General features: G+C 64.3%; 29 protein-coding genes. 15 read left to right on the top strand and 14 right to left on the bottom strand.

The features are described from left to right. Complete coding sequence (locus tag AC2CGW_RS10770) at positions 1-366, top strand: hypothetical protein (protein WP_186669982.1); 366 nt, start codon at positions 1-3, stop codon at positions 364-366. After that, a complete protein-coding gene (locus tag AC2CGW_RS10765) occupies positions 363-1,940 on the top strand; it encodes a M48 family metallopeptidase (RefSeq protein WP_411383542.1) in 1,578 nt (525 codons plus the stop codon). Before AC2CGW_RS10770 ends, AC2CGW_RS10765 begins: the two co-directional genes overlap by 4 nt. A 19-nt stretch (positions 1,941-1,959) precedes the next feature. Here the strand turns inward: AC2CGW_RS10765 and AC2CGW_RS10760 are convergent, their stop codons facing one another. The 5 genes from AC2CGW_RS10760 to prlC all read right to left on the bottom strand — a co-directional run bounded on the left by AC2CGW_RS10760 (position 1,960) and on the right by prlC (position 8,233). Continuing rightward, on the bottom strand, positions 1,960-3,489 hold the full coding sequence (locus AC2CGW_RS10760; RefSeq protein WP_484574032.1) for a SulP family inorganic anion transporter: 1,530 nt from the start codon (positions 3,487-3,489) through the stop codon (positions 1,960-1,962). Between the two features lie 187 nt (positions 3,490-3,676). Beyond that, positions 3,677-4,396 carry a carbonic anhydrase gene (locus AC2CGW_RS10755; protein ID WP_186709833.1) on the bottom strand — a complete coding sequence of 240 codons (720 nt, stop codon included), beginning with the start codon at positions 4,394-4,396 and terminating at the stop codon, positions 3,677-3,679. A 339-nt stretch (positions 4,397-4,735) separates the two neighbouring features. After that, entirely contained in the window at positions 4,736-5,791 is a 1,056-nt protein-coding gene (locus tag AC2CGW_RS10750; RefSeq protein ID WP_186721093.1) for a PA0069 family radical SAM protein, read from the bottom strand. 79 nt (positions 5,792-5,870) lie between these two features. Next, a complete protein-coding gene (locus tag AC2CGW_RS10745) occupies positions 5,871-6,149 on the bottom strand; it encodes a YheV family putative zinc ribbon protein (protein WP_186669989.1) in 279 nt (92 codons plus the stop codon). Further along, on the bottom strand, positions 6,146-8,233 hold the full coding sequence (gene prlC, locus AC2CGW_RS10740) for an oligopeptidase A (RefSeq protein WP_484574031.1): 2,088 nt from the start codon (positions 8,231-8,233) through the stop codon (positions 6,146-6,148). The genes AC2CGW_RS10745 and prlC overlap by 4 nt, the downstream gene beginning before the upstream one ends. A gap of 66 nt (positions 8,234-8,299) precedes the next feature. On the opposite strand from prlC, the gene AC2CGW_RS10735 reads away from it, so the two are divergent. Both AC2CGW_RS10735 and AC2CGW_RS10730 read left to right on the top strand, forming a co-directional pair. Further along, positions 8,300-8,848 (top strand): gamma carbonic anhydrase family protein, encoded by a 549-nt coding sequence (locus AC2CGW_RS10735; RefSeq protein ID WP_186669991.1) that lies wholly within the window; start codon positions 8,300-8,302, stop codon positions 8,846-8,848. Between the two features lie 102 nt (positions 8,849-8,950). Next, positions 8,951-9,601 (top strand): HAD family hydrolase, encoded by a 651-nt coding sequence (locus AC2CGW_RS10730; RefSeq protein ID WP_186710931.1) that lies wholly within the window; start codon positions 8,951-8,953, stop codon positions 9,599-9,601. Between the two features lie 31 nt (positions 9,602-9,632). Here AC2CGW_RS10730 and AC2CGW_RS10725 read toward each other — a convergent pair whose 3' ends face one another. Further along, positions 9,633-10,724 (bottom strand): aminopeptidase, encoded by a 1,092-nt coding sequence (locus AC2CGW_RS10725; protein ID WP_484574030.1) that lies wholly within the window; start codon positions 10,722-10,724, stop codon positions 9,633-9,635. Positions 10,725-10,790: 66 nt separating this feature from the next. Here AC2CGW_RS10725 and AC2CGW_RS10720 point away from each other — a divergent pair, with 66 nt between their 5' ends. After that, on the top strand, positions 10,791-11,204 hold the full coding sequence (locus AC2CGW_RS10720) for a PA0061/PA0062 family lipoprotein (RefSeq protein WP_186669996.1): 414 nt from the start codon (positions 10,791-10,793) through the stop codon (positions 11,202-11,204). Positions 11,205-11,249: 45 nt separating this feature from the next. After that, positions 11,250-11,663, top strand: coding sequence for a PA0061/PA0062 family lipoprotein (locus AC2CGW_RS10715; protein ID WP_186669997.1), 414 nt, complete (start codon positions 11,250-11,252; stop codon positions 11,661-11,663). Positions 11,664-11,700: 37 nt separating this feature from the next. Here AC2CGW_RS10715 and AC2CGW_RS10710 read toward each other — a convergent pair whose 3' ends face one another. Together AC2CGW_RS10710 and AC2CGW_RS10705 are read right to left on the bottom strand one after the other, a co-directional pair. Next, entirely contained in the window at positions 11,701-11,934 is a 234-nt protein-coding gene (locus tag AC2CGW_RS10710) for a DUF1161 domain-containing protein (protein ID WP_186669998.1), read from the bottom strand. A gap of 65 nt (positions 11,935-11,999) precedes the next feature. Continuing rightward, a complete protein-coding gene (locus AC2CGW_RS10705) occupies positions 12,000-12,425 on the bottom strand; it encodes an OsmC family protein (RefSeq protein WP_186669999.1) in 426 nt (141 codons plus the stop codon). A 157-nt stretch (positions 12,426-12,582) separates the two neighbouring features. Between AC2CGW_RS10705 and AC2CGW_RS10700 the strand changes: the two genes are divergently transcribed. Beyond that, positions 12,583-13,587 (top strand): LLM class flavin-dependent oxidoreductase, encoded by a 1,005-nt coding sequence (locus tag AC2CGW_RS10700; RefSeq protein WP_186710934.1) that lies wholly within the window; start codon positions 12,583-12,585, stop codon positions 13,585-13,587. Positions 13,588-13,696: 109 nt separating this feature from the next. Here AC2CGW_RS10700 and AC2CGW_RS10695 read toward each other — a convergent pair whose 3' ends face one another. Both AC2CGW_RS10695 and AC2CGW_RS10690 read right to left on the bottom strand, forming a co-directional pair. Beyond that, positions 13,697-13,918, bottom strand: coding sequence for a DUF1161 domain-containing protein (locus tag AC2CGW_RS10695; protein ID WP_186670001.1), 222 nt, complete (start codon positions 13,916-13,918; stop codon positions 13,697-13,699). 109 nt (positions 13,919-14,027) lie between these two features. Continuing rightward, on the bottom strand, positions 14,028-14,243 hold the full coding sequence (locus AC2CGW_RS10690; RefSeq protein WP_042121737.1) for a dodecin: 216 nt from the start codon (positions 14,241-14,243) through the stop codon (positions 14,028-14,030). A 151-nt stretch (positions 14,244-14,394) separates the two neighbouring features. On the opposite strand from AC2CGW_RS10690, the gene AC2CGW_RS10685 reads away from it, so the two are divergent. Next, positions 14,395-14,718, top strand: coding sequence for an ElaB/YgaM/YqjD family protein (locus AC2CGW_RS10685; protein WP_054893393.1), 324 nt, complete (start codon positions 14,395-14,397; stop codon positions 14,716-14,718). Between the two features lie 82 nt (positions 14,719-14,800). Here AC2CGW_RS10685 and AC2CGW_RS10680 read toward each other — a convergent pair whose 3' ends face one another. After that, positions 14,801-15,694, bottom strand: coding sequence for a LysR family transcriptional regulator (locus AC2CGW_RS10680; protein WP_186670005.1), 894 nt, complete (start codon positions 15,692-15,694; stop codon positions 14,801-14,803). A 210-nt stretch (positions 15,695-15,904) separates the two neighbouring features. Here AC2CGW_RS10680 and trpB point away from each other — a divergent pair, with 210 nt between their 5' ends. From trpB to AC2CGW_RS10665, 3 genes are all read left to right on the top strand, one after another. Continuing rightward, on the top strand, positions 15,905-17,122 hold the full coding sequence (trpB, locus tag AC2CGW_RS10675; protein ID WP_186670007.1) for a tryptophan synthase subunit beta: 1,218 nt from the start codon (positions 15,905-15,907) through the stop codon (positions 17,120-17,122). Beyond that, on the top strand, positions 17,119-17,928 hold the full coding sequence (gene trpA / locus AC2CGW_RS10670; protein ID WP_426352771.1) for a tryptophan synthase subunit alpha: 810 nt from the start codon (positions 17,119-17,121) through the stop codon (positions 17,926-17,928). Before trpB ends, trpA begins: the two co-directional genes overlap by 4 nt. A 124-nt stretch (positions 17,929-18,052) precedes the next feature. After that, positions 18,053-18,361, top strand: coding sequence for a DUF3757 domain-containing protein (locus AC2CGW_RS10665; protein WP_186670010.1), 309 nt, complete (start codon positions 18,053-18,055; stop codon positions 18,359-18,361). A 46-nt stretch (positions 18,362-18,407) separates the two neighbouring features. On the opposite strand, the gene AC2CGW_RS10660 is transcribed toward AC2CGW_RS10665, so the two are convergent. Beyond that, positions 18,408-19,331, bottom strand: a complete 924-nt coding sequence (locus AC2CGW_RS10660) for a choline sulfate utilization transcriptional regulator (RefSeq protein ID WP_186721104.1) — start codon at positions 19,329-19,331, stop codon at positions 18,408-18,410. Between the two features lie 111 nt (positions 19,332-19,442). Here AC2CGW_RS10660 and betC point away from each other — a divergent pair, with 111 nt between their 5' ends. The 3 genes from betC (at position 19,443) to AC2CGW_RS10645 (ending at position 23,590) form a co-directional block, all read left to right on the top strand. Beyond that, on the top strand, positions 19,443-20,960 hold the full coding sequence (gene betC, locus AC2CGW_RS10655; protein ID WP_484574029.1) for a choline-sulfatase: 1,518 nt from the start codon (positions 19,443-19,445) through the stop codon (positions 20,958-20,960). 14 nt (positions 20,961-20,974) lie between these two features. Further along, positions 20,975-21,904, top strand: coding sequence for a choline ABC transporter substrate-binding protein (gene choX / locus AC2CGW_RS10650; protein WP_186670013.1), 930 nt, complete (start codon positions 20,975-20,977; stop codon positions 21,902-21,904). Positions 21,905-22,024: 120 nt separating this feature from the next. Next, positions 22,025-23,590: a SulP family inorganic anion transporter gene (locus tag AC2CGW_RS10645; RefSeq protein WP_484574028.1), complete on the top strand. Its 1,566-nt coding sequence runs from the start codon at positions 22,025-22,027 to the stop codon at positions 23,588-23,590. A 3-nt stretch (positions 23,591-23,593) separates the two neighbouring features. On the opposite strand, the gene aroE is transcribed toward AC2CGW_RS10645, so the two are convergent. Beyond that, positions 23,594-24,418 (bottom strand): shikimate dehydrogenase, encoded by an 825-nt coding sequence (gene aroE, locus AC2CGW_RS10640; RefSeq protein WP_288377677.1) that lies wholly within the window; start codon positions 24,416-24,418, stop codon positions 23,594-23,596. Positions 24,419-24,443: 25 nt separating this feature from the next. Continuing rightward, positions 24,444-25,355 carry an oxygen-dependent coproporphyrinogen oxidase gene (gene hemF, locus AC2CGW_RS10635; RefSeq protein ID WP_426352768.1) on the bottom strand — a complete coding sequence of 304 codons (912 nt, stop codon included), beginning with the start codon at positions 25,353-25,355 and terminating at the stop codon, positions 24,444-24,446. 133 nt (positions 25,356-25,488) lie between these two features. On the opposite strand from hemF, the gene AC2CGW_RS10630 reads away from it, so the two are divergent. Further along, entirely contained in the window at positions 25,489-26,466 is a 978-nt protein-coding gene (locus tag AC2CGW_RS10630) for an NADPH:quinone reductase (RefSeq protein ID WP_186670017.1), read from the top strand. Positions 26,467-26,520: the final 54 nt, after the last annotated feature.

Raw genomic sequence — 26,520 nt, 5'->3', positions numbered from 1 at the left:
ATGATCAAGAGCTCCCTATTGCTGCTGTCGCTGCTGGTCAGCCAGAGCGTGATGGCCACCCCCGAGCCGGTGGTCGAAGCCTGGCTGCGCAAGTCGGTGGCGGTGCTGGACGAACAGGGCAAGTCACTGCACCAGGTCGACAGCAGCAGCCTGCCAAAAGCCCCCAAGGTGCTGCAGTACAACAAGGAGCTGGACATCATCCAGGTAGGCTTGCCCGAGGGTAACGTCTGGATGGACACCATGGCGGTACGGGTGAACCCGCCGCTGAACATCGTCAAGTTCCCCTGCCAGACCCTGCAGAGCGGCTACTCCGACGACCACCAGAACAACTCGACCATCGGCTATGGCGCCGGGTGCAAGAAATGAGTGCGGGCAAGATCAAGCGCGTCGCTGCGGCCCTGTCGCTGGTACTGCTCGGCGGCTGCAACACACTCAACGGCGCCAACGACGCCTTGCAGAACCTGGTCGGCCCCTCGACCCAGTCGCGGCTGGACGGGCGTTACGTCGACCACAAGGACGTGCGTTCGTATTATCGGCTCGACCCACAGCAAACCCAGCAACTGCGCCTGAGCTTTGACGGTCGGGCGATTCCCGCCGACGAGATCCGCCAGCAGAACCTGGTGCGCATCCCGGCCCTGGAAAGCTACCTGCAAGGTATCGTCACCCGCTTGGCCAAAGGCTGGCCGGGGCAGGCGCCGAACCTGCAGGTACGCATCGTCGACAGCTACGCCTTCGGCCCCTCGGCCGACCCCTACGGCAACATTTTCGTGCCGCTGGGCATGCTCGACAACGTCGAGAGCGAGGATGAAATCGCTGCCATGCTCGGCCACGAGATGAGCCATGTGCTGCTGCGCCATCATGATCGTCGCGCAGCGTTCCAGGAGCAGAAACAGCTGCTCACCAACATCACCACCACAGTGGTGATCGCAACCGTGGCGAAGGATACCGGACGCAACAAGCAGACCGGCGCACTGTTCAGCAAGGACCCCGTGGGCACGCAGAAGGCCATCGGCAACACCGTGCTCTACACCTCGCTGGCCAACAGCTTCTCGGACAACGTCTGGAGCACCGCCTGGGGCCGCACCCAGGAAGACCAGGCCGACCTGCTCGGCGCCGACCTGATGATCCGCGCTGGCTACGCGCCGCGGGCCTCGAGCGTCAGCCTGCAACGCCTGGAAGACTTCCAGGGCAAGCAGAAGCCTTTGCTCGCAAGCTTCCTGCAAGAGCGCCAGACGGCGATGACCGATTCGCTGAAAAAGCTCGACCTCAACCGCACCACCCAGGAGCTGCAGACCCTGCTCAACCAAGGCCTGGGCACGGCATTGAACGCCACCGGCCAGTACCTGACCCGCTCGCATATGTCGCCGATCCAGCGAGACGAAGAGCTACGCCAGTATCTGGACCGCGAATACCAGCAACAGACCCAGGCGCGGGTGAACCGTCGCAGCTGGCCACAGGTGCGCGATTCGGCGACCGTGCAGCGTTCGCTGCAGGCTTACCGTGACGCCTACGCAGCCACCGCCGCACTGGAGCAGAAGAAGACCCGCGAAGCCGAGGCCTTCGTCAGCCGTGCGCTGGCGTCTCCGGTCGGCACCCAGCCAGGCATCCGGCGTGCGGCCTTCGCCGTGCATTCGGCGCAGGGTAACGGCCGCGCGGCCCTGGCCGACCTGCAGGGCATCCAGGACTGGACGCTGGCAAGCCCGATGGTCTATGACCTGATCATCGGTCATCACCTGCGCAACCGCGATCCGCAGGCAGCGCTGGGGATGATCGACAAGGCCGAACAGACCCTGGGATCAGAAGAGTTGTTCATCACCGAGAAGCTGCTGGCCAATCGTCAACTCAAGGCCGACGACCAGGTACAGCAGGTACTGCGCAAATGCGAGCAGTACCCCAGCCGTAAAGAAGGCTGCCGCAAGCTGGTGCCCAAGTCGGCCTGAGACTTGGGCACACGACGCCTCAGACCTGCGCGCTGCGTCGCAAGCGGCCCTCGATGCGCCGCTTGAGCCCGCGCTGCTCGATGGACAGACGTGAGCCGGCGGCGCGGCTCGCGCGCCCCCAGTCCTCGAGCAACTCCAGCACCGAGTGGTCGATGTAGCTCAGGTTCGCCAGCGGTACATGCAGATGCGTCCCGGCAGGCACGCTTTCGAGCACCTGGGTCAGGGCAGGCACCTTGAGGAAGGTGGCAGCACCGCTCAGGCGCAGCTCCATGTGCCCAGGGCGCGGCAGCTCGACCAGGTTGATCTTGAGGCGCGCCGCCTTGAACGCCAGCTTGAGCAAGGTCAGAGCAAAGCCCAGCAACACACCGGTCAGCAGGTCGGTGAAGATGATCGCCAGCGCCGTGGCAGCGTAGGTGAACATCGGCATCCGGCCATAGCGCCCCAGGCCGCGGAAGGCCTTGAAATCGACCAGCTTGAGACCGGTGTACACCAGCACGCCCGCCAGGCTTGCCACCGGAATCTGCTGCAGCACGCTGCTCAGCACCACCACGAACGCCAGCAACCAAAGACCATGCAGAATCGCCGACGCACGGGTCTGCGCACCCGCCTGGACGTTGGCCGAACTGCGCACGATCACGCCGGTCATCGGCAATGCCCCCAGCACACCGCACAGCATGTTGCCGATACCTTGCGCCGACAGCTCGCGATCGAAATCCGATCGCTGGCCACTGTGCATGCGGTCTACCGCTGCAGCCGACAGCAGCGTCTCGGCGCTGGCGATGAAGGCCAGGGCGAAGGCGGCCACCAGCAAGGTCGGATCGGCCAGTTTGAGCAGGTCGTCCGGACGAATCCAGTCGATCGCCTCCGACAGGTCCGCAGGCACCTGCACGCGATTGACCGGCAGCGCCAGCCAGATGCTGATCACGGTCATAATCGCCACGCCCAGCAAGGCACCGGGGATGAAGCGCAGGCGCTGTGGGCGCCAACGCTCCCAGCTCCACATCATTGCGATGGTGCCCAGGCCCAGGGCGCCGGCCTGCCAGCCATTACCGGCGGTTTCCAACGGCAGTGCCGAGGCCAGGGTCGCGGGGAAACCCAGCAGGTTCTCGACACCCGAGGGCTGTGGCGCGCTGTCGAACATCACATGCACCTGCGACAGCACGATCAGCACGCCGATACCGGCCAGCATGCCGTACACCACCGCCGGTGCAGTGACGCGAAACCAGCAGCCCAGACGCAGTCGCCCGGCCAGCAGCTGCAACAGGCCTGCCAGCAGCAGGATCGGTCCGAGCATGGCCACACCGTGCTGGCGCACCAACTCGAACACCAGCACCGCCAGGCCCGCGGCCGGGCCGCTGACCTGCAGGGGCGAGCCGGCCAGAAAGCCCACGACGATGCCACCGATGATCCCGGTGATCAGCCCTTTGGCGGGTGGCATGCCCGAGGCGATCGCGATGCCCATGCACAGCGGCAGGGCCACCAGGAACACCACGACCGAAGCCAGTAACTCTCGCGGCAAGGCCGCTTTTATCTGTGTCATGTTCACCATAACGCTCCTTTTCTGATTCACGGCCATTCCACTGGCCGACGGCACGGGGATCCCTGAATCGCGCGCAGGCGCGGGCCGCCAGCAGGATTGCCGGCAAGTAGGTCAGGGAAACTCAAGGCAGCAGAAAGCCCTGCCGCGCCTGGTGGGCGCAGCCGGCTATCAAGGTTTCTTCAGGTGTTGGGGTCGCTTAGTAGCGGCCTCTCGGAGTTGCGCACGGCACTGGCTCGCCAGCAGCCAGGGGCAGGAAGCTGTCGCTCGCGGCGTCGTAGGCCTCGATGCGGCTGGTTTCGATATCGTAGACCCAGCCGTGGATGTAGAGCTGTCCGGCCGCCAGGCGCGCGGCGACCGAAGGATGAGTGCGCAGGTGGTGCAGCTGGGCGATGACGTTTTCCTTGGTCAGCACCTTCATGCTCTCGTGTTCCGTTGCGCACGAGCAGTTGCTCTCGACCACGGTACGGGCCACTTCGGCGTGGCGCAGCCAGGCGGAAACGGTCGGCATCTTGGTCAGCGATTGCGGGTTGAGCACTGCGCGCATCGCACCGCAGTCGGAGTGACCGCAGACGATGATGTGGTGAACACCCAAGGCCATCACGGCGTATTCGATGGCGCTGGAAACACCGCCGTTCATCTGTCCGTAGGGCGGTACCACGTTGCCGACGTTACGGGTCACGAACAGATCGCCCGGCGAGCTCTGGGTGATCAGTTCGGGCACGATGCGCGAGTCGGCGCAGGTGATGAACATCGCGCGCGGTTTCTGCGCGGTGGCGAGCTTCTTGAACAGCTCCTGCTGCTCGGGGAAAACGTCATGGTGAAACTTCAGGAAGCCGTCGACGATGTGCTTCAGGGCAGCATCGGCGCTCTCGGCGGGAGCGGCCGGAACAGGCTTGGATGGGTCCTTGACGGGCATGATTCATCCTCTTGACGGTTTGTAGGTAAGTTCCATTTTACCGGGGAAAGATTCTGGCTATGCGGAGAATTAGATGACGCGCACAGGTAATAAATCACAGTCGCGCTGGACTGACTTCCTACGCTAGCGGAGAAAACTTAACTGAAACTGAATTCGGAGGCTCTAGAACGGGCGTTCCAGGTTTTCGAGGGGAGGTTTTGATAATAGCAAAAAAGCATCAGCCGCCAATACCCTCCAATGAAATTATTGGTAGGTATTAGTCAGATTACAGGGTAGTGGAGCACTGTGCTGTGGTGGCGTCTTCGCGGGTAAACCCGCTCCCACAAGACCATCACCGGTTCAGAACAATGCCATCTGCCCGCCTGGCGGGCAGAAGGCGCTGCAATCGAGCGACACCTGCTCCCGCCCTTCGAACCCCAACTGCCGCGAAGCTTTGCGAAAACGCTGCGCCAGCAGCTCGGCGAACACACCTTCACCGCGCATCCGCGCCCCAAAGCGGCTGTCATACAGCTCACCGCCCCGGCTCTGACGAATCAGGCTCAGCACGTGGGCCGCGCGCTGCGGGTAGTGGTCCTGCAACCACTGTTCGAACAACGGCGCCACCTCCAGCGGCAGGCGCAGCATCATGTAGGCGGCGCTCTGCGCGCCAGCTTCCTTGGCGGCCTGAAGCAGGTGCTCCAGCTCGCTGTCGTTGATCATCGGGATCATCGGCGAACACAGCACGCCCACCGGTACACCCGCCTCGCGCAACACGCGGATCGCCCGCAGGCGCGCCTTGGGTGCCGCCGCGCGGGGTTCGAGGGTGCGTTTGAGTTCGTCGTCGAGGGTGGTCAGGCTGATCATCACCCGCACCAGGCGCTGGCTGGCCAGTTCGCTCAAGAGGTCCAGGTCTCGTAGCACCAGCGAGCCCTTGGTGACGATGGTCACCGGGTGTCGGTAGCGCAGCAGCACCTCGAGCAGGCGACGGGTCAACTGGTGCTCGCGCTCTATGGGCTGGTAGGGGTCGGTGTTGGCGCCGAGGTTGATCGGTGCACAGACATAACCCGGCTTGCTCAACTGCTGTTCGAGCACCTCGGCAGCATTGGTCTTGGCGATGAGCTTGGTCTCGAAGTCGAGGCCGGGAGAGAGGTCCCAATAGGCGTGGCTGGGCCGGGCGTAGCAGTAGATGCAGCCGTGTTCACAACCGCGGTAGGGGTTGATCGAACGGTCGAAGGGCAGGTCGGGCGAGGTGTTGCGGGCGATTATGGTCTTGGCGGTTTCGATCCGCACCTCGGTGCCCTGGGTGAGGGGGACTTCCTGGTGCCAGCCGTCGTCCTCGACCACCGAATGGCTGGGGGCGAAGCGATTGTGGGGGTTGGTGGCGGTGCCGCGACCACGGACTGGGGTTGGTTTCATGGTGGAAAACCCGGATTACTGTATGCGCATACAGTAATCCGGGTTTGCACAGAAGACCAGTGCCGTCAGGCGGACAGGGTCAGTGCGGCTTCTTGAGCTTCGGGTTCGGGAAGAACTGAACCGTCTGCACCTTTACCGGCTCGGCCTTGACCGCCTGCTGGTTTACCCGGGTACCGAGCTCCTTGGGCACCGACAAGCCCTGCTCGTTGAGGGTGTCGGTGAAGCCGCAGGCCACGCACTCGCGGTGTGGCACGCCGTCTTCATTCCACATCATCAGCTTGTCGGGCTCGCTGCACGCCGGGCATACCGCCCCGGCGATGAAGCGTTTCTTGGTCTTGATCACGCCGCCCTCACTCATGCCGCCGCATCCTCGGTCAGGCCACTATGACGCAGCAGCGCATCGATGGAAGGCTCACGACCACGGAAATCGACGAACAGCACCATTGGCTCGCGCGAACCGCCACGGGCCAGGATCGCCTCGCGGAACGCGCGTCCGGTCTCGGCATTGAGCACGCCTTCTTCCTCGAAGCGCGAGAAGGCGTCGGCCGACAGCACTTCGGCCCACTTGTAGCTGTAGTAGCCCGCCGCATAACCGCCGGCGAAGATGTGCGCAAAGCTGTTAGGGAAGCGGTTGTAGGCCGGCGGACGCATCACCGTGACCTCGTCGCGCACGCCCTCGAGCACCTGCAGCACGCTGCGGCCGTCGCCATGGGTGGCGTGCAGCTCGAAGTCGAACAGCGAGAACTCCAGTTGGCGCACCATCATCATGCCGGACTGGAAGTTCTTCGCCGCCAGCATCTTGTCCAGCAGGTCCTGGGGCAGCGGCTCGCCGGTCTCGTAGTGGCCGGAAATCAGTGCCAGGCCTTCAGGCTCCCAGCACCAGTTCTCCATGAACTGGCTCGGCAGCTCGACCGCGTCCCAGGCCACACCGTTGATGCCGGACACACCGGCATGCTCGATGCGGGTGAGCAGGTGGTGCAGGCCGTGGCCGAACTCGTGGAACAGCGTGGTGACTTCGTCGTGGGTGAGCAGCGCCGGCTTGCCCGGTGCGGCCGGGGTGAAGTTGCACACCAGGTTGGCCACCGGGCTCTGCAATGCACCGGCCGCGGTGCGGCGACGGTCGCGGGCACCGTCCATCCAGGCGCCACCACGCTTGTTGGCACGGGCGTAGAGGTCGAAGAAGAAGCGCCCGACGTGCTGGCCGTTCTCCTTGATCTCGAACAGGCGCACGTCCGGGTGCCAGGCGTCGAAGCCCTTGAGTTCGGCGATTTCGATGCCGTACAGGCGCTGGACGATGCTGAACAGGCCGCTCAGCACCTTGTCGATCGGGAAGTAGGCGCGCAGGGTTTCCTGCGACACGCTGTAGCGCTGCTCGCGCAGCTTCTCGCCGTAATAGCCGGCGTCCCAGCTGGCCAGCTCCGGAGTGCCCTGCTCGGCGGCGTAGGCCTTGAGCTGCTCCAGATCCTGAGCTGCGAACGGCTTGGAACGCTTGGCCAGGTCACGCAGGAAGCTCAGCACCTGGTCGCTGGACTCGGCCATCTTGGTGGCCAGGCTCAGCTCGGCGTAGTTGGCGTAGCCCAGCAGCCCAGCCAGCTCCTGGCGCAGGTCGAGGATCTCGGCCATCACCGGGCCGTTGTCGAACTGCCCGGCGTTCGGGCCCTGGTCCGAGGCGCGGGTGCAGTAGGCGGCGTACAGCTCTTCGCGCAGGGCGCGGTCGCTGGCGTAGGTCATCACCGCGTAGTAGCTGGGGAACTCCAGCGTGATCAGCCAACCGTCGAGGCCTTTGGCCTGGGCAGCGGCGGCCATCTGCGCCTTGGCCGAATCGGTCAGGCCGGCCAGTGCGGCTTCGTCGGTGACGTGCTTGGTCCAGGCCTGGGTGGCGTCGAGCAACTGGTTGGAGAAACGGCTGCCCAGCTCGCTGAGCTTGCTCTGCACTTCGGCATAGCGCTGCTGCTTGTCGGCCGGCAGGTCGATACCCGACAGGCGGAAGTCACGCAGGGCGTGGTCGAGGATCGTCTTCTGCGCCACGTCGAAGCTGGCGGCTTCATCGCTGTTGGCCAGCGCCTGGTAGGCATCGAACAGGGCGCGGTTCTGCCCCAGTTCGGTGGAATAGGCGCTCAGCGCCGGCAGGCACGACTCGTAGGCCTCGCGCAGTTCCTTGCTGTTGCACACCGCATTGAGGTGGCTGACCGGGCTCCAGGCCGCGCCCAGGCGGTCGTTGAGTTCGTCCATCGCCAGCACCAGGCCGGCCCAGGAGGGGTTCTTGCCCTGCTGCGCGAGGATATCGGCGATGGCCTTGCGGTTGTCGGCCAGGATCTGCTCGATCGCCGGCAGCACGTGTTCGGCGCGGATTGCGGAGAAGGGTGGCAGGTCGTGGGACTGCAGAAGCGGGTTGTTCGCACTCACGGTTTGGATACCTTGGCAGGAGAAACACGGGACCATCTTAATTACAATCGACGCCGACCGCAGCAGGCAGCCTGCCTATCGGCATTGCAGAGGGACACTATCATGGCCATCCGGACCTTCCGGGAACACACGCCGAAAGTCGGCCCACGCGCCTTCGTCGACCGTTCGGCGGTGGTGATCGGCGACGTGCAGATCGGTGAAGACAGCTCGGTCTGGCCGCTGACCGTAGTGCGCGGCGACATGCACCGGATCCGCATCGGCGCGCGCACCAGCGTGCAGGATGGCAGCGTGCTGCACATCACCCACGCCGGCCCCTTCAACCCGGACGGCTTCCCGCTGATCATCGGCGACGAAGTGACCATCGGTCACAAGGTGATGCTGCACGGCTGCACACTGGGCAACCGGATCCTGGTCGGCATGGGCAGCACCATCATGGATGGCGCCATCGTCGAGGACGAGGTGATCATCGGCGCCGGCAGCCTGGTGCCGCCCGGCAAGCGCCTGGAGAGCGGCTACCTGTATGTCGGCAGCCCGGTAAAGCAGGCCCGGCCGCTGAACGAAAAGGAACGCGCGTTCTTCCCCTACAGCGCCAGCAACTATGTGAAGCTCAAGGACCAGCACCTGGCCGAAGGCTACGATCAACCGGAATGACCCATTCACGGGCAAGCCCGCTCCTACAGGCTCTGTGATTATCCTGTAGGAGCGGGCTTGCCCGTGAAGCAGTCGACGCAAGACTTGAGTGGACCCGCATACATGCACCAGCAAAACATCCTCTTCGACCTCGACGGCACCCTGACCGACCCACGCCAGGGCATCACCCGCTCGATCCAGTACGCCTTGGCCAAACTAGGTATCGACGAGCCCGACCTGACCCGCCTCGAGCATTTCATCGGCCCGCCCTTGCTGCAGGCCTTCATGCAGTTCTACGGCTTCGACGAGGCCAAGGCCTGGGAGGCGGTCAACTTCTACCGCGAACGCTTCCGCGTCACCGGCCTGTACGAGAACCTGGTATTCGACGGCGTGCCAGAGCTGCTGCAAGCCCTGAACGACCAGGGCCGCACCTTGTACGTTGCCACCTCCAAGCCTTGGGAGTTCGCCCGCGAGATCGCCCGGCACTTTGCTTTCGACCGGCATTTCAAGGTGATCTACGGCAGTGAGCTGGATGGCACCCGCACCAACAAAGTCGAGCTGATCCGCCATCTGTTGGACGAAGAAGGGCTGGACCCGGCGCAGACCCTGATGATCGGTGACCGCAAGCACGACCTGATCGGCGCCCGCAGCAACGGGTTGCAGGCCGTGGCGGTGGGATACGGTTTCGGCAGCCGCGAAGAGCTGGTGGCCGAGGCGCCGGCGTTTCATTTCGACACGGTGGCGGATTTGCACCACGCGTTCATCAAGGCTTGATGGCCACGGGGCCGCGCACGGCCCCGGCATATCAAGGCTGTGCCATCAACCGCTGCAACGCCGCTTTTCGCTGATCGATCGGCTGCTGCCCCAAGTGCTCGACCCGCTGATAGAACGTCGTCCAGTCCCCACCAGCCTGACGAAACAGCGCCGCAAACGCCGGCACCCACTGGTCATACAGGCCGAACGGCAGCAGCTTGGCATTGCTCATCGGCCCATACACCCAGGCGTCATAGCGGCGGTCACCGGCCCAGTCCCGATCGCGCAGCTCGCGGTATTCACGTCGCAATCGCGCGAACTCGGCTTGCTTGGCCACCCGCTTGTCGGCATCAGCAAGCGTCCCAGCGTAGATCGCCTGCAGGCGCTCGCGACTCGCCAGCACTAGGCGGATGAACTGTTCACGCTGCCGCGCCCCATCCTCGTGAGCCGCCGCAAGCCCACGCGCCATGCGCCATTGCCGCGTGCCCTCCTGTTCGACGAAGGTGGCGAAGGACTCGTTGAATTCGGTGTCGTCCTTCACGTAGAAGCGCTGGTGCGCCAGTTCGTGAAAGATCAGCGTGGCCAGGCGCTCCTCGCCCCAGCCCACCATAGACGAGAGAATCGGATCGTCGAACCAGCCCAGGGTCGAGTAAGCCTCGACACCCCCGACGTACACATCCAGCCCTTGCTCGCGCATCAGCGCCGCTGCCCCGCGCGCAGCGCCCTGGCGGTAGTAGCCGCGGTAGGCGACGCAACCGGCGATGGGGAAACAGTGGGTGACCGGTTGCAGCGAAAGCTCCGGCGTGGCGAACACATTCCACACCACATAGGGCCGCCCGAGATCGGCGTACACCCGGTAGCTGCGATTGTCTGGCAGCTTCAGGTGCTCGCTTGCGAAAGTGCGGGCCTGTTCGGCATGCAGCAGACGCTGACGCAGCCGTTCGTCCGTCGTGGGGTCGGCCAGCACCCGCTCCACTGGCTGGCGTGCACGCAGCAGTTGCCATTGCCCTTCGGCCAGCTGGCCGTAGTAGCCGAGGCTGCCGCAACCGCTCAGCAGGAGCGCGGCCAGCAGCGGAACAAAAGGGCTGAAAACGCGGTCGAGAGCCCGGTGGCCTGAGCGCAGTAGCAGAAAAAGTCGAAACATCAGGGCTGTTCATCCCGCTCAAGGCCTGTGCGTTCCAAGACTATCTCGCCAGAGGGCCTTTTCGCCATGCGTACACTGTTTGCCGTCGGCACCTTCGGGCTGCTGAGCGCCTGCTCCACCTTGCCCGACCCCGACCCCAACCAGGCCTGGATCGACCTCGCCCGCGACGACGACACCTCGCTGCACGCCGTGCAGGTGGACGAGCGCGACTGGGCCGACAACCGCTATTTCGAAGTGCCGCCGGGTAGCCACGAACTGACGGTGCGTTACCAGTTTCCGGTCACCCCGAGCAATATCGGCCCAGTCGACGAACCACTGTGGCGCGACTGCCAACTGAACCTCACCTTCAAGGACTTCAGCGCCGGCCAGCGCTACAGCCTGCAAGCCGGCAGCATCGGCTTCCGGCCTTGGGTGAAACTCTATGACGAACAGCAGAAACTGATAGGCCAAGGCCTGCCAGCGGGCTGTCAGCGCACCTGATCAGCGCTATGCTTGTAGTCTGTGACCCGCAAGCGGAGTTTCATCATGCGCCAGCCCATGATGCTGATCGCCCTCAGTGCACTGGGGGCTTGCGCCAGCCCCTTGCCACCCAAAGACCCGGCCCAGGCCTGGGTCGACCTCTATACCGTCACCCCCGGTCGTACCATCATGGCCGACAAGCTCGATGGCAAGCGCCTCGACGACGGCCGGTACTTCCAGCTCACGCCGGGCCGCCATGAACTGGTGGTGCGCTTCGACTACGAGCTGACTGCCGGGCTCTTCACCACAAGCCCGACCGAGCGCACCTGCTACTTGACCGTGCGCTTCGACAACTTCAAGGCCGGTGAGCGCTATCGCCTCGAAGCCCGGGCCCCGGCGATGCAGCCGCAGGTGTACCTGTACGACGCCAACCGCCAGGTGCTGGTGGACGAGCCGAGCAACATCTTCTGCATCCCATGAACAACGGGGTCGCGCTGCGACCCCGCTGCAACGACCGCTATTGGTCGTTCTTCTGGTAGATGATCTTTTTGGTCCCGCCATCGCAGCTGCCAACGACCATGTTCGGATCACTGACCTCGCTGTTCGGCACGATTTCCAGGGTGTAGGAAGGCACCCCGGCCGCCTGGATCTTCGCCTCGATCTCGGCCTTGAGCTCCTCGCACGGCTTGACTGCCGCCAGCGCGGAGGTGGCCAGCAACGAGGCCAGAACGGCGAATGCTACGCGGATCATGGAACGGCTCCTCAAAGGGCAGGCAAGCTGCCGACCCTTCCAGACTACAGCAAGCAAAGCCTAACCTACGAGAGCAGCGTCGCATCCAGGCTGATCGTCGCGTTGAGCACCTTGGACACCGGGCATCCCGCCTTGGCCTTGTTGGCAATCTCCTGGAACTGCGCCTCACTGGCACCGGGGACCTTGGCCTTGAGGGTGAGATGCACGGCGGTAATGGCAAAGCCATCGGGCTGCTTGTCGAGGCTGACTTCGGCGACGGTGTCGATGCGTTCGGGCGTCAGCCCGGCCTCACCCAGCATCATCGATAGCGCCATCGAGAAACAGCCCGCATGGGCCGCACCGATCAGCTCCTCGGGGTTGGTCCCAGGCGATCCTTCGAAGCGGGTATTGAAGCCATAGGGGTTCTGCTTGAGGGCGCCACTCTCGGTGGACAGCAGGCCCTTGCCATCCTTGAGCCCTCCCTGCCAGATCGCCGATGCTGTCTTTTTCATGATGCCTCCTGGATGTTTAGTGGGTGTCACTACGGATTCTGAGGACACTGCCTACAGCAAGTTCAGATCAATCCATGGTCAACCATTGAATCCATCGCAGGGTGCCCATACAGAGTCACAAAGGCCCTTGGCCAACCAATTTCCTGCGGAGGCTCCGATGACGCATCTGCGTGACCTGAAGATTTCCACCCTCGACCTGGTGCCGGTGCGCGCCGATGCCGGCCCGGCCCAGTCGCTACGCAACTCACTGGACCTGGCGCAGCACGTCGAGCGTTTCGGCTACAACCGGTTCTGGGTGGCCGAACACCACAACATGGACGGCATCGCCAGCTCGGCGACCTCGGTGCTGATGGGCTATCTCGCTGGCGGCACCTCGCGCATCCGCATCGGCTCGGGCGGGGTGATGCTGCCCAACCATGCGCCGCTGGTGATCGCCGAACAGTTCGGCACCCTGGCCAGCCTCTACCCCGGCCGCATCGACCTGGGCCTGGGCCGTGCGCCCGGTTCCGACCAGATGACCGCCCGCGCCCTGCGCCGCGAGCGCTCTGGCAGCGCCGACGACTTCCCCGACGATGTCGAGGAGTTGTCGCGCTACCTCGGCCCACGTACCGACGATCAGAAAGTGATCGCCGTGCCCGGCCACGACACCGAAGTGCCGATGTGGCTGCTGGGTTCAAGCCTGTTCAGCGCGCAACTGGCCGGCATGCGCGGCATGCCATACGCCTTCGCCTCGCACTTCGCCCCGCGCTACATGCACGAGGCGATCCGCATCTACCGCGACCATTTCAAGCCGTCGACAACGCTGGACAAGCCCTACGTGATGCTGGGCATCCCGATGGTGGTGGCGGACAGCGACGAGAAGGCCGAATACCTGGCGACCTCGGTCTACCAGCGCATCCTCGCGCTGATCCGCGGCCAGAGCCTGATGCAGCGCCCACCCGTGCAGAGCATGGACGGCCTGTGGCTGCCCCATGAGCGTGATGCGGTGGGGAGTTTCCTTGGGCTGGCGATGATTGGCAGCCCGCAGAAGGTGCGGGCGAAGGTGGAGGTGCTGCTGGAGCAGACCGGCGCGGATGAGCTGATCTTCACCTGCGACCTGTATGAGCATGCCGATCGGGTGCGCTCGTATGAGCTGCTGGCGCAGGCGTTGAAGGGCGATTGAATGTCGTATGTGGAAGCAACTGCCTTAGTCGAAATCTAAAGGCCTGCCCAATCCCCATGTAGGAGCGGCGAACCGCCGCTCCTACAGGTATTGTGTTCGGATTTACGCCTCAACCGCGGCGATAGATGATTTCCTTGGTCCCGGCCTCGCAGCTGCCGATCACCTTGCCAGCCGGCGTGCCCTTGTCGACGATCTCCAGCGTATACCCCTGAACCCCCTTGGCATCGAGCTTGGCTGCAATTTCGCTCTTGAGCTCCTCGCACGGCTTACCTGCCGCCATCGCTCCACCGGCCAACATCATCAGGCCTACTGCCAGAAACACTTTCTTCATCGTCATCGTTCCTTATGCGGATCAAAAAAGCAGCATAGAGCACCGGCGTATACCGGTGCCCTTGGAAGTCATACGCCATAACTCAGGAACAGGCTATCCCCATACTGTTTCAACTGTTGGCGATGCGGAACCCGACCTTGAGCGTAACCTGGAAATGCGCAGCCTTGTTGTCGCGGATATGGCCACGCGTATCGACCACCTCGAACCACTCCAGGTGCTTGATGCTCTTGCCGGCTTCGGCCAGGGCATTGTTGATCGCATCTTCGATACTCGTGGGCGAGGAACCGACGAGCTCGATCTTCTTGTAGGTGTGATGATCGGACATGAACACTCTCCTTGGATGATGTGCTGGATTGAGCCTAGCAGCGCAGGCCCGGTTTACCTGCGAGCCATCGCCTCGGGCGAAAGTTCGATCGCACTTTCGGCACAGGGCGCAGTCGCACTCTTTACACCCTACTCAGCGAAGGAGAGTCCACATGGCCCGTAACGCACTGCGCAAGACCTCACTGGAAAGCATGGAAGCGGAGATCGAAAGCCTGCTCAAGACGCTGGAAGACCTCAAAGGCGATGCCTCGGAGGAAACGCAGAAAACCATGAAGGCCCTGCGCGGCAACGCCCAGAACGCCCTCAAGCATTCGCGCAGCCTGCTGACCGACGCCTACGAAGAAGTGAAGACCCGCACCCGGGAAACCGGCATCGCCACCCGTGACTACGCCCAGGAACACCCCTGGACCACTGCGGGCGTGGCCGTTGGCGCATTGGGCCTGCTTGCGGCCTACTTGCTGTGCCGCCGCAACTAGGGTCTGTATGAAAAGTCTTGAGACGAAGGTCAGGCTGTTTTCAACGCAGCATCACCGAGTATCAAGGCTTTTCGGACAGAGCCTAAGCCTGCGCCTGCAACTCCCGGCGCAACCACTGCGCCAACTGCTCGGCGCGCCCATCGGCGGCGCGCCGCGGCACCCATAGCGCCAACGCCGCTGGCGTCGGCGAAAAACCCCACGGCGCCGCCAGGCGTCCGCCACGCAGATCGTCCGCCACCAGCGGTTGCGGCGCGATCGCCACCCCCAAACCCGCCACCGCAGCCTCCAGCAGGTAATACAGGTGCTCGAATGCCTGGCCGAAGGTCAGCGCACTGGCGTCCAGCCCTTGCTGCGCGGCCCAGGTCGGCCACGCCTGTGGACGCGAGGTGGTATGCAGCAAGGCTTCACCCAGCAGCGCACGTGCAGGGGCCTGGCACAGGCGCTCGAAGCCGGGAAAGTGCGGGCTGAGCACCGGCCCGATACGTTCCTCGGCCAGTACATGCACCTGCATGTCGGCGGGCCACGGCGGCTCGGCATACACCAGCAACGCATCCAACCCCGGGCGGCGCGGATCCAGATCGCCCTCTCCGGCCGACAGGTGCAGACGCAGCTCAGGCAGATCGGCCTTCAAACGCCCGAGCCGGGGAATGAACCACCGCGCCAGCAGGCTGCCGGAGCATCCCAGGACGAAGGGTGCATCGCTGACATCACGGCTGAGCTCGGCGCATACGCTGCGCAGGCGGTCGAAGGCATCGAAGCTGGCATCGCGCAGGCGAACCCCGGCATCTGTGAGTTTTATGCCACGCCCATCCTTGATGAACAGCGCCACGCCGAGATGCTCCTCGAGCACCTTGATCTGCCGGCTCACCGCGCCGTGGGTCACGTGCAGCTGTTCGGCGGCCTGGCTGACGCTATTCAGCCGGGCAGTGGCCTCGAAAGCGCGCAGGGCATTGAGGGGAGGGAGGTCCTGAGGCATTTGACTTGTGAGTTTTCCTGACGAGTTGTCGCAATCTTATCGGTTTTCAGGGGACGTTGCGCTGGGTAGAGTAGGCCCATCGATCAGTGGTGGCCTCTTCGCGGGCAAGCCCGCTCCCACCAGTGCAGTGCTGTATTCAGCCTTCGGGAGCGGGCTTGCCCGCGAAGAAGGCGACACGATCTTCCAATCCAGACCCCTATGGAGCGCCCCATGTCCCAGTCCCAATACCGCCCCGGCCCCGACGCCAATGGCCTGTTCGGCGCATTCGGCGGCCGCTACGTAGCCGAAACCCTGATGCCCCTGGTCCTGGACCTGGCCCGCGAGTACGAAGCGGCCAAGGCAGACCCCGAATTCCTCGAGCAGCTCGCCTACTTCCAGCGCGACTACATCGGTCGCCCCAACCCGCTGTACTTCGCCGAGCGCCTGACCGAGCACTGCGGCGGCGCGAAGATCTTCTTCAAGCGTGAAGAGCTCAACCACACCGGCGCGCACAAGGTGAACAACTGCATCGGTCAGGTGCTGCTGGCCAAGCGCATGGGCAAGAAGCGCCTGATCGCCGAGACCGGCGCCGGCATGCACGGCGTGGCCACCGCCACCGTCGCTGCGCGCTTCGGCCTGCCCTGCGTGATCTACATGGGCGCCACCGACATCGAGCGCCAGCAAGCCAACGTGTTCCGCATGAAGCTGCTGGGCGCCGAGATCGTTCCGGTCACCGCCGGCACCGGCACCCTGAAGGACGCCATGAACGAGGCCCTGCGCGACTGGGTCACCAACGTCGAAGACACCTTCTACCTGATCGGCACCGTGGCCGGCCCGCACCCGTATCCGGCGATGGTCCGCGATTTCCAGTCGATCATCGGCAAGGAAACCCGCGCCCAGTTGCACGAGAAGGAAGGCCGCCTGCCAGACAGCCTGGTCGCCTGCGTCGGCGGCGGCTCCAACGCCATGGGCCTGTTCCACAACTTCCTCGAAGACGAAAGCGTGCAGATCATCGGCGTCGAAGCCGGTGGCCATGGCGTGCACACCGACAAGCATGCCGCCAGCCTCAACGGCGGCGTCCCTGGCGTACTGCACGGCAACCGCACCTACCTGCTGCAGGACGACGATGGCCAGATCACCGATGCCCACTCGATCTCCGCCGGCCTGGACTACCCCGGCATCGGCCCCGAGCACGCCTACCTGCACGAAGTGAAGCGGGTCGAATACGTCAGCATCACCGACGACGAAGCCCTGGACGCCTTCCACGCCACCTGCCGCCTCGAAGGCATCATCCCGGCGCTGGAGAGCTCCCACGCCCTGGCCGAGGCGATCAAGCGCGCCCCGAACCTGCCCAAGGATCACCTGATGGTCGTGTGCCTTTCCGGCCGCGGCGACAAAGACATGCAAACCGTGATGAACCACATGGCTGCCCAGGAGAAACAGGCATGAGCCGTCTTGAACAACGTTTCGCCGACCTGAAGGCCGAAGGCCGCTCGGCACTGGTCACCTTCATCACTGCAGGCGACCCTGGCTACGATGCCTCGCTGGAAATCCTCAAGGGTCTGCCTGAAGCCGGCGCCGATGTGATCGAGCTGGGCATGCCCTTCACCGACCCGATGGCCGACGGCGTGGCGATCCAGCTCGCCACCCTGCGCGCCCTGGAGGCTGGCCAGACCCTGGCGAAAACCCTGCAGATGGTCCGCGAATTCCGCGTCGACAACCAGACCACGCCGATCGTGCTGATGGGCTACTACAACCCGATCCACCGCTTTGGCGTGGAACAGTTCGTCGCCGAGGCGAAGGCCGTTGGCGTCGATGGCCTGATCATCGTCGACCTGCCGCCAGAGCACGACGCCGAACTGGCAACCCCGGCCCAGGCCGCGGGTATCGACTTCATCCGCCTGACCACCCCGACCACCGACGACGTGCGTCTGCCGCGTGTGCTCGAGCGCAGCTCGGGCTTCGTCTACTACGTGTCGGTGGCCGGTGTGACCGGTGCGGGCTCGGCGACCACCGAGCACGTCAAGGAGGCCATCGCCCGCCTGCGTCGCCATACCGACCTGCCGATCAGCGTGGGTTTCGGCATCCGTACGCCAGAGCAGGCCGCAGCGATCGCCAAGCTGTCCGATGGCGTGGTGGTGGGCTCGGCGCTGGTCGACAAGATCGCCCAGGCCAAGTCACCCGAACAGGCTGTGAGCGATGTGCTGAGCCTGTGCTCGGCGCTGGCTGAAGGGGTGCGCGGCGCCCGGGGCTGAGGGGGAACTGGCGTACGACAGTTCCATGCACATGCATTCGGCTACCTGATAATTTTGCTAGTTGTGTCAGGCCTTCAGAGATCGCAAGCTGAAAGCTCACTAACTTGCTGAAGGAATAGCCGATATGCGTGTACTCTCAACCGCGCTTCTTGCTCTGTTCATGTCAGGCACTGCACTTGCTGCAACTTGCCCCGAGCCCAAGGACATCAAGGAAGCCTCGACACAATCCACCGAGGATGGCTTCAGTGGCTATCACTACACTTCTGCAGATGGCAAATGGAAAGGCTTTGCGCCGAATGCCGATGACAAGGGCACCAAGGAAGTTCAGCTGGCCTCGTTGAAATTCGTCAACTCGCAGGAAGGTTCGACCTCCACTATTTGTCGCTACACGGACGCCAAAGGCGGAGGCCTGAGTCTTTCAAGCAAGAAATAATAAGAGGGGGGCGCCTAGCGCGCCCTTCTTTTGCGCATTTCTTGGCTCAATCCGTAGCAACAGATGGGTTCGATAGGCTGAGCTCACGCTCCAGCCACTCCACAAACCGCTCGATCAACGCCCCACGCCGCTTGCGTGGCGGCAACACCACGTAATAGCCACGCGACGAGCGCAAACTCCCTTCCACTGGCCGGCACAGCAACCCCTGCTCGACCAGCCCATCGACCAGATGCCCCCAGCCAATCCCGACCCCTTGCCCGGCGATCGCCGCCTGGATCAACAAGGTGTAATTATCGAAGCGCAACTGCCCTGGTGGTGGCGGGCTGACCACGCCGAAACCGCGAAACACCCCCGCCCAGTCGAACCAGCCACTGGCCTGTTCACCGCGTAGATGCAACAAGGGCAATCGTTCCAAAGCCACTGCTGACAAGGGTTTGCCATCAGTCAGCCGAGGGCTGCAAACCGGAAAGACCTCTTCATCGAACAACCAGCGGCTTTCGCCCTGATGAAAGCGCCCGTCGCCAAACAGCACGGCCACATCAATATCGGGGCGCAGCATCCCCTGACTGCGCTCACCGGTCACCAGGCTCACATCCACCTGTGGATAAGCCTCGTGGAAGCGCTGCAGCCGGGGCATCAGCCAGAAGGCCGCAAAGGCGAAGTCGGTGGCCACCTGCAGCACCTCGTGCTGGCCGCGGCCGCTCGCCTCGGCGATGCCTTCGTCCATCGCCTGCAAGCCCTGGTGGACCTGTTCGAACAGCGACTGGCCCGCATCCGTCAGCTCGATCCCCCGGTAGATCCGGTCGAACAGGCGCGTGCCCAACTGCGCCTCGAGCCGCTTGACCTGCTGGCTCACCGCCGGCTGCGTGGTGCCCAGTTCCAGTGCCGCCGCCGTGAAACCGCGCAGGCGCGCCGCCGCCTCGAACACGCGCAAGCTTTCCAGTGACATGCCCGCAAGGTGCTCAAACATAAGCTCAGCTAATCCCAGTCATTGCCCGCCATGGGCTTTACCCATGTTATCCACAGCCGCATCCTCGATCGCAAGCAATTCACATAACGTTCGACGATGGAAGGGCACCCCATGAAGCAACCCAACATCCTGTTCATCATGGCCGACCAGATGGCCGCGCCTATGCTGCCAATCTACAACCCCTCGCCGATCAGGATGCCGAACCTCGCCCGCCTCGCCGATCAGGCTGTGGTCTTCGATTCGGCCTACTGCAACAGCCCGCTGTGCGCGCCGTCGCGCTTCACCCTGGTCAGCGGCCAGTTGCCCAGCCGCATCGGCGCCTACGACAACGCCGCCGACTTTCCCGCCGACATCCCCACCTACGCCCACTACCTGCGCCGCCTCGGCTACCGCACCGCGCTGTCGGGCAAGATGCATTTCTGCGGCCCCGACCAGTTGCACGGCTATGAAGAGCGCCTGACCAGCGACATCTACCCCGCCGATTACGGCTGGGCGGTGAACTGGGACGCCCCCGACGTGCGCCCGAGCTGGTACCACAACATGTCCTCGGTGCTACAAGCCGGGCCGTGCGTGCGCACCAACCAGCTGGATTTCGACGAGGAAGTGGTGTTCAAGGCGCAGCAGTACCTGTACGACCACGTCCGCGAGGATGACGGTCGGCCGTTCTGCCTGACGGTGTCGATGACCCATCCCCACGACCCCTACACCATCCCACGGCGCTACTGGGATCTCTACGCGTCTGTGGATATCCCGCTGCCGCGCGACGAAATCGCCCAGGACCAGCAAGACCCCCACTCGCAGCGCCTGCTCAAGGTCTACGACCTGTGGGACAAGCCGCTGCCTGTAGACAAGATCCGCGACGCCCGCCGCGCCTACTTCGGCGCCTGCAGCTACATCGACGACAACATCGGCAAGCTGCTGCAGACCCTCGAGGATTGCGGCCTGGCCGACGACACGCTGATCGTGTTCTCCGGCGACCATGGCGACATGCTTGGCGAGCGCGGGCTCTGGTACAAGATGCACTGGTTCGAGATGTCGGCGCGGGTGCCGCTTCTGGTCCATGCGCCCAAGCGTTTCGCCGCGGCGCGGGTCAGCGCCAGCGTGTCCACCTGTGACCTGCTGCCGACCCTGGTCGAGCTGGCAGGCGGGGCTGTGGATAACAGCCTGCACCTGGACGGCCGCTCGCTGCTCGGCCACCTGCAAGGGCAGGGCGGACACGACGAGGTGATCGGCGAATACATGGCCGAGGGTACGGTCGGGCCGCTGATGATGATTCGGCGTGGCGCGTACAAGTTCGTGTACAGCGAAGACGACCCGTGCCTACTCTACGACCTGAGCCGCGACCCGCACGAGCGGGAGAACCTCACCGGCAGCCCGGATCACCAGGGCTTGCTGCAGGCATTTGTCGATGAAGCCAGGCAACGCTGGGACGTTTCCAGCCTGCGCCAGCAGGTGCTGGCCAGCCAGCGCCGCCGCCGTCTGGTGGCCGAGGCCCTGGCCATCGGCAAGCTGAAAAGCTGGGACCACCAACCCCTGGTCGACGCCAGCCAACAGTACATGCGCAACCATATCGATCTCGATGACCTCGAGCGCAAGGCACGTTATCCACAGCCCGCACCCATGGATTGAGAAGAGAGGCCGCCATGCAGAAGTTCTCCACCGCCGTGATCGCCCTGGCCCTGGGCCTTGGCGCCCTGACCGCTCAGGCGGCCGACAGCGACACGCAATGCAGCACCGTCAAACTGGCTGACCCCGGCTGGAGCGATATCGCCTCCACCAACGCCATCGCCCGCTTGCTGTTCGAAAGCCTGGGCTACCAGGTGAAGATCGACAGCCTGGCCGTGCCGATCATCTACGGCGGCCTGAAAGATGGCCGCGTGGACGCCTTCCTCGGCAACTGGATGCCAGCGCAGCAGGGCTTTCATGACAAATTCATCGCCACCGGCGACGTGAAACAATTGTCGCGCAACCTCGAAGGCACCGAGTTCACCCTGGCAGTGCCCGACTACGTGTGGAATGCCGGTATCAAGGACTTCGCCGACCTGCAGAAACACGCCGAGCAGTTCGACAAGAAACTCTACGGCATCGGCTCCGGCGCGCCGGCCAACCTGTCGCTCAAAGAGATCATCGACACGAACGCGTTCGACCTCGGGCAGTGGAAGCTGATCGAGTCCAGCGAGCAGGCAATGCTGGCGCAGGTCGACCGCGCCGTGAAGAAGAACCAGTTCATCACCTTCCTCGGCTGGACACCGCACCCGATGAACGTGAAGCTGAAGATGCACTACCTCACCGGTGGCGAAAAATGGTTCGGCAGCAGGGGCGAGGTGTTCACCCTGGTGCGCAACGGTTATCCACAGGCGTGCCCGAATGCCGCGAAGCTGCTGGGCAATCTGGTATTTACCCTGGATATGGAGAACGCCATCATGGCCGAGGTTGTGGACAAGAAGGTCAGTTTCGACCAGGCGGCCAAGGCGTGGGTGAAGGCTCATCCACAAGTGCTGCAGGCGTGGCTCGCTGGCGTGAGCAGCAAGGCTGGCGGTGATGGACTGGAGGCCGTCAAGGGCAAACTCTGATTTCTGACTCGCCCGCGAATGCTGTGGTGCATTCACTGACGCATTCGCGGGCAAGCCCGCTCCTACAGTTGGTATGAATCCGCTCCAGACAGGGGCAAAACTCAGGACTGTGAATAACCCATGCCTCGCCTGACCCATCTGCTGCCCTTCCTGACCTGGCTTCCCCGGCAATCCGGCCGCAGCCTGCGCCAGGACCTGCTGGTGGGGCTGAGCGGCGCGATCCTCGCCCTGCCGCAATCCATCGCCTATGCGCTGATTGCCGGCCTGCCCGCCGAATACGGCCTGTATGCGGCCATCGTGCCGGTACTGATCGCCTGCCTGTGGGGGTCGTCCTGGCACCTGATCTGCGGCCCCACCGCCGCCATCTCCATCGTCCTCTACGCCAGCGTCAGCCCGCTGGCCGTGGCCGGCAGCAGCGACTACGTGACCCTCGTCCTCCTGCTGACCTTTCTTGGCGGGGTGTTCCAACTGCTGCTCGGGCTGCTGCGCTTCGGCGCACTGGTCAACTTCGTCTCCCATTCCGTGGTGCTCGGTTTCACCCTGGGTGCCGCCATCGTCATTGCCCTTGGCCAGTTGCCGAATCTGATGGGCATGGACTTGCCCAGCCAGGCCACGGCACTCAAGACCGCCCAGGACCTGTTCGCCCATGCCCGCGAAGTGGACCTGCCCTCGCTGGGGCTGGGCCTGGCCACCTTGCTGATTGGCATCGCCATCAAGCTTGTGCGCCCGCGCTGGCCGGCGCTGTTGATCAGCCTGGTGCTGGTGAGCCTGGTGGCGTGGCTGCTGCCCGGTTACTTCGCCCACGTGCCCCGCGTTCCTGCGTTCAGCGGCCATCTGCCGCCCCTGAGCCCGCTGCCGTTGCTCGACCTGGACCTGATCCTGCGCCTGCTGCCCAGCGCCGTGGCGGTGGGCATGCTCGGGCTGGTCACCAGCCTGTCGATCGCCCGCTCGTTGTCAGCACGTTCGGAACAACTGATCGACGCCGACCAGGAGATCCGCGCCCAGGGCTTTTCCAACATGGGCGGCGCGTTTTTCTCGGGTTACCTGTCGTCAGGTTCGTTCACCCGCTCCGGGCTGAGCTTCGAGGCGGGCGCCCGTTCCCCCATGGCCGGGGTGTTCTCGGCGCTGTGGGTGGCGCTGTTCGCCGTGGCCGGCGCCGGGCTCATCGCTCACCTGCCGATCCCGGCGATGGCCGGCAGCATCCTGCTGATTTGTTGGGGGCTGGTGGATCACCGGGCGATTCGCGCGTTGTTCCGGGTCAGTCGTTCGGAGTTCCTGGTGATGGCGCTGACTGCGGCGTCCACCCTGTTGCTGGAGCTACAGACGGCGATCTACGCGGGAGTGCTGGCGTCGCTGTTCTTCTACCTCAAGCGCACCTCGCGGCCGCGGGTGCAGCAGAGCCGTGAAGGGGAGGCGGACGTGCTGCGGGTCGGTGGCTCGATCTTCTTCGGTGCAGCGCATTATCTGCAGGTACGCCTGCAGCGCTGCCAAGGGCCGCATGTGGTGATCGACGCGCGACAGATCAACTTCATCGACTATTCGGGTGTGGATATGTTGCACCGCGAGGCGCGGCGGCTGTTACGGAATGGCGGCAGCCTGACCCTGCATCGGGCCAGGCCCCAGGTGGTGGAGGAATTGCAGAAGCTGGAGGGGATCGACGGGTGTCCGATCAGGTTCGAGGAGTAAGCCCTACCCCCGCGCCAACTGCCGCCGCAGCTCATCCAGCACTGGCCCGGTCTCAGGCCGAACCCCACGCCAGACATAAAACGCCTCGGCCGCCTGCTCGGCGAGCATTCCCAGCCCATCCAGCACTTTCGCCGCCCCAAGCTTCGTCGCCCACTGGCAGAACGGCGTCGGCTCCTTGCCATACATCATGTCGTAGCACACGGTGCGACCAGCCTCGACCAGGCTCTCGGCAATCGGCGGCAGCTCACCCGACAGGCTTGCCGAAGTAGCGTTGATGATCACGTCCACCGGCTCCTGCAACCAGGCAAAGCCGCTGGCGACCACCGGCCCGAGTTCATCGAACTCGCGCGCCAACTGCTCGGCCTTTTCCACTGTGCGATTGGCGATCACCAGCGATTGCGGCTTATGCGCCAGGATCGGCTGCAGCACGCCACGCACCGCACCACCGGCGCCGAGAATCAGGATGCGCTTGCCCGCCAGCGTGACCCCGGCATTCACCGTCAGGTCGCGCACCAGGCCTGCGCCATCGGTGTTGTCGCCCTGCAACGTGCCATCGGCCAACAGGGTCAGGGTGTTGACCGCGCCCGCGCGTTGCGCCCGTGGCGTGAGGCTGTCGCACAGGCGGTAGGCTTCTTCCTTGAATGGCACGGTCACGTTGGCGCCGCTGCCCTGCTTGAAGAAGCCGCGGGCGCAGTCGCTGAACTCGTCCAGCGGCGCCAGCAGGGTGTTGTATTCCAGATCCTGGCCGGTCTGCTCGGCGAACAGGCGGTGGATCAGCGGCGACTTGCTGTGGCCGATGGGGTTACCGAAAACGACGTACTGGTCCATGGGGAATCCTCGGTTATCCACAGGCTTACTGGCCGAGCCAGTCGCGGTCCTGCAGGAAATACTCGGTCAGGCGCGCTTCCTCGCTGCCAGGCGCGGCCTTCCAGTCGTAGCCCCAACGAACCTGCGGCGGCAACGACATGAGGATCGACTCGGTACGCCCGCCGGATTGCAGGCCGAACAGCGTGCCGCGGTCGTAGACCAGGTTGAATTCGACATAGCGCCCGCGGCGATATTCCTGGAATTCGCGCTGCTGCGCGGTGTAGGGGGTGTCCTTGCGCCGCTGCACGATCGGCAGGTAGGCGTCGATGTAGGCATCGCCGATGGCACGGATGAAGGCGAAGCAGGTGTCGAAATCCCACTCGTTCAGGTCATCGAAGAACAGCCCGCCAATGCCACGGGGTTCGCCGCGATGCTTGAGGTGGAAGTAGCGGTCGCACCAGGCCTTGTAGCGCGGGTATACGTCGGCACCGAAGGGGGCACAGGCCTGTTCGGCGACGCGGTGCCAGTGGATGCAGTCTTCCTCGTTGCCGTAGTACGGGGTCAGGTCGAAGCCGCCGCCGAACCACCACACCGCTTCTTCGCCCTCTTTCTCGGCGATGAAGAACCGCACATTGGCGTGGGACGTTGGCACATGCGGGTTGTGCGGGTGGATCACCAGCGACACGCCCAGCGCCTCGAAGCCACGGCCGGCCAGCTCCGGGCGGTGCGCACTGGCCGACGGTGGCAGGCCGGCGCCGAACACATGGGAGAAGTTGACCCCGCCTTTCTCGATCAGCTTGCCCTCGCCGATCACCCGGGTACGACCGCCGCCGCCAGCATCGCGAACCCAAGCGTCCTCGACGAAGCGGGCGCCGCCGTCCTCGGTTTCGAGGGCGGCGCAGATGCGGTCTTGCAGGTCGAGCAGATAGGCCTTCACGGCCTCGGTGCGGCTGGTCATCGGGTCACCTGGGAGGGGCAGGGAGGAATTCGCCGCGTAGCATACCACCGGCCAGCGCCGCGCCGCAGTTGACGGCAGTCAAGCAAAGGCGTCCGATAGAGGGCCTTTGCGATGACGACAACAGGAGTGTGTGATGGCCAAGCGTATTCAGTTCAGCCAGCATGGCGGCCCGGAAGTCCTGCAGCTCGTGGAATTCGAACCGACACCGCCCGGCCCGCAGCAGGTGCGCGTGCGCAACCATGCGATCGGTCTGAACTTCATCGATACCTATTTCCGTGGCGGGCTCTACGCGCCGCCATCACTGCCTTCTGGCCTGGGCACCGAAGGTGCGGGGGTGGTCGATGCGGTGGGCGAGGGCGTCACCCGCTTGAAGGTCGGCGACCGCGTAGGCTACGGCGGCGGGCCGCTGGGCGCCTATGGCGAATACCACACCCTGCCGGAAGCGAACCTGGTGAAGCTGCCCGACAGCATCAGCTTCGAGCAGGCTGCGGCCGTGATGCTCAAGGGCCTGACCACCCAGTACCTGCTCAAGCAGACCTACGCGGTGCAGCCCGGCGACTTCATTCTGTTCCACGCCGCCGCAGGTGGCGTCGGCTCGCTGGCCTGCCAATGGGCCAAGGCCTTGGGTGCCAAGCTGATCGGCACTGTCAGTTCCGCAGAAAAAGCCGAGCGCGCCAAGGCGCTCGGGGCCTGGGCGACCATCGATTACAGCCGTGAAGACGTGGCCAAGCGTGTGCTGGAGCTGACCGAAGGCCAGAAGTGCGCGGTGGTGTACGACGGCGTCGGTGCCGACACCTGGCTGACCTCCCTCGACTGCCTGCGCCCGCGTGGCTTGATGGTGAGCTTCGGCAATGCCTCCGGCGCGGTGAGTGGCGTGAATCTGGGAATTCTGTCGCAGAAGGGCTCGCTGTACGTGACCCGGCCGACCCTGGCCAGCTACGCCAACAACGCCGAGAACACCCAGGCCATGGCCGATGACCTGTTCGCGATGATTGCCAGCGGCAAGTTGGTGGTGGATATCCAGCAGCGATATCCGCTGGCGGAGGCTGCGAAGGCGCAGGCCGAGTTGTCGGCGCGGCGGACGGTGGGGTCGACGGTGCTGTTGCCCTGAGGTCATGACGGTACAAGTCAAAGCTGGGTAATTCGGCTTGTACCGTAGGCTTTG

The sequence above is a fragment of the Pseudomonas sp. SYWMCR5 genome (assembly GCF_057197165.1).
This window is presented reverse-complemented; position numbering and strand designations above follow the sequence as displayed.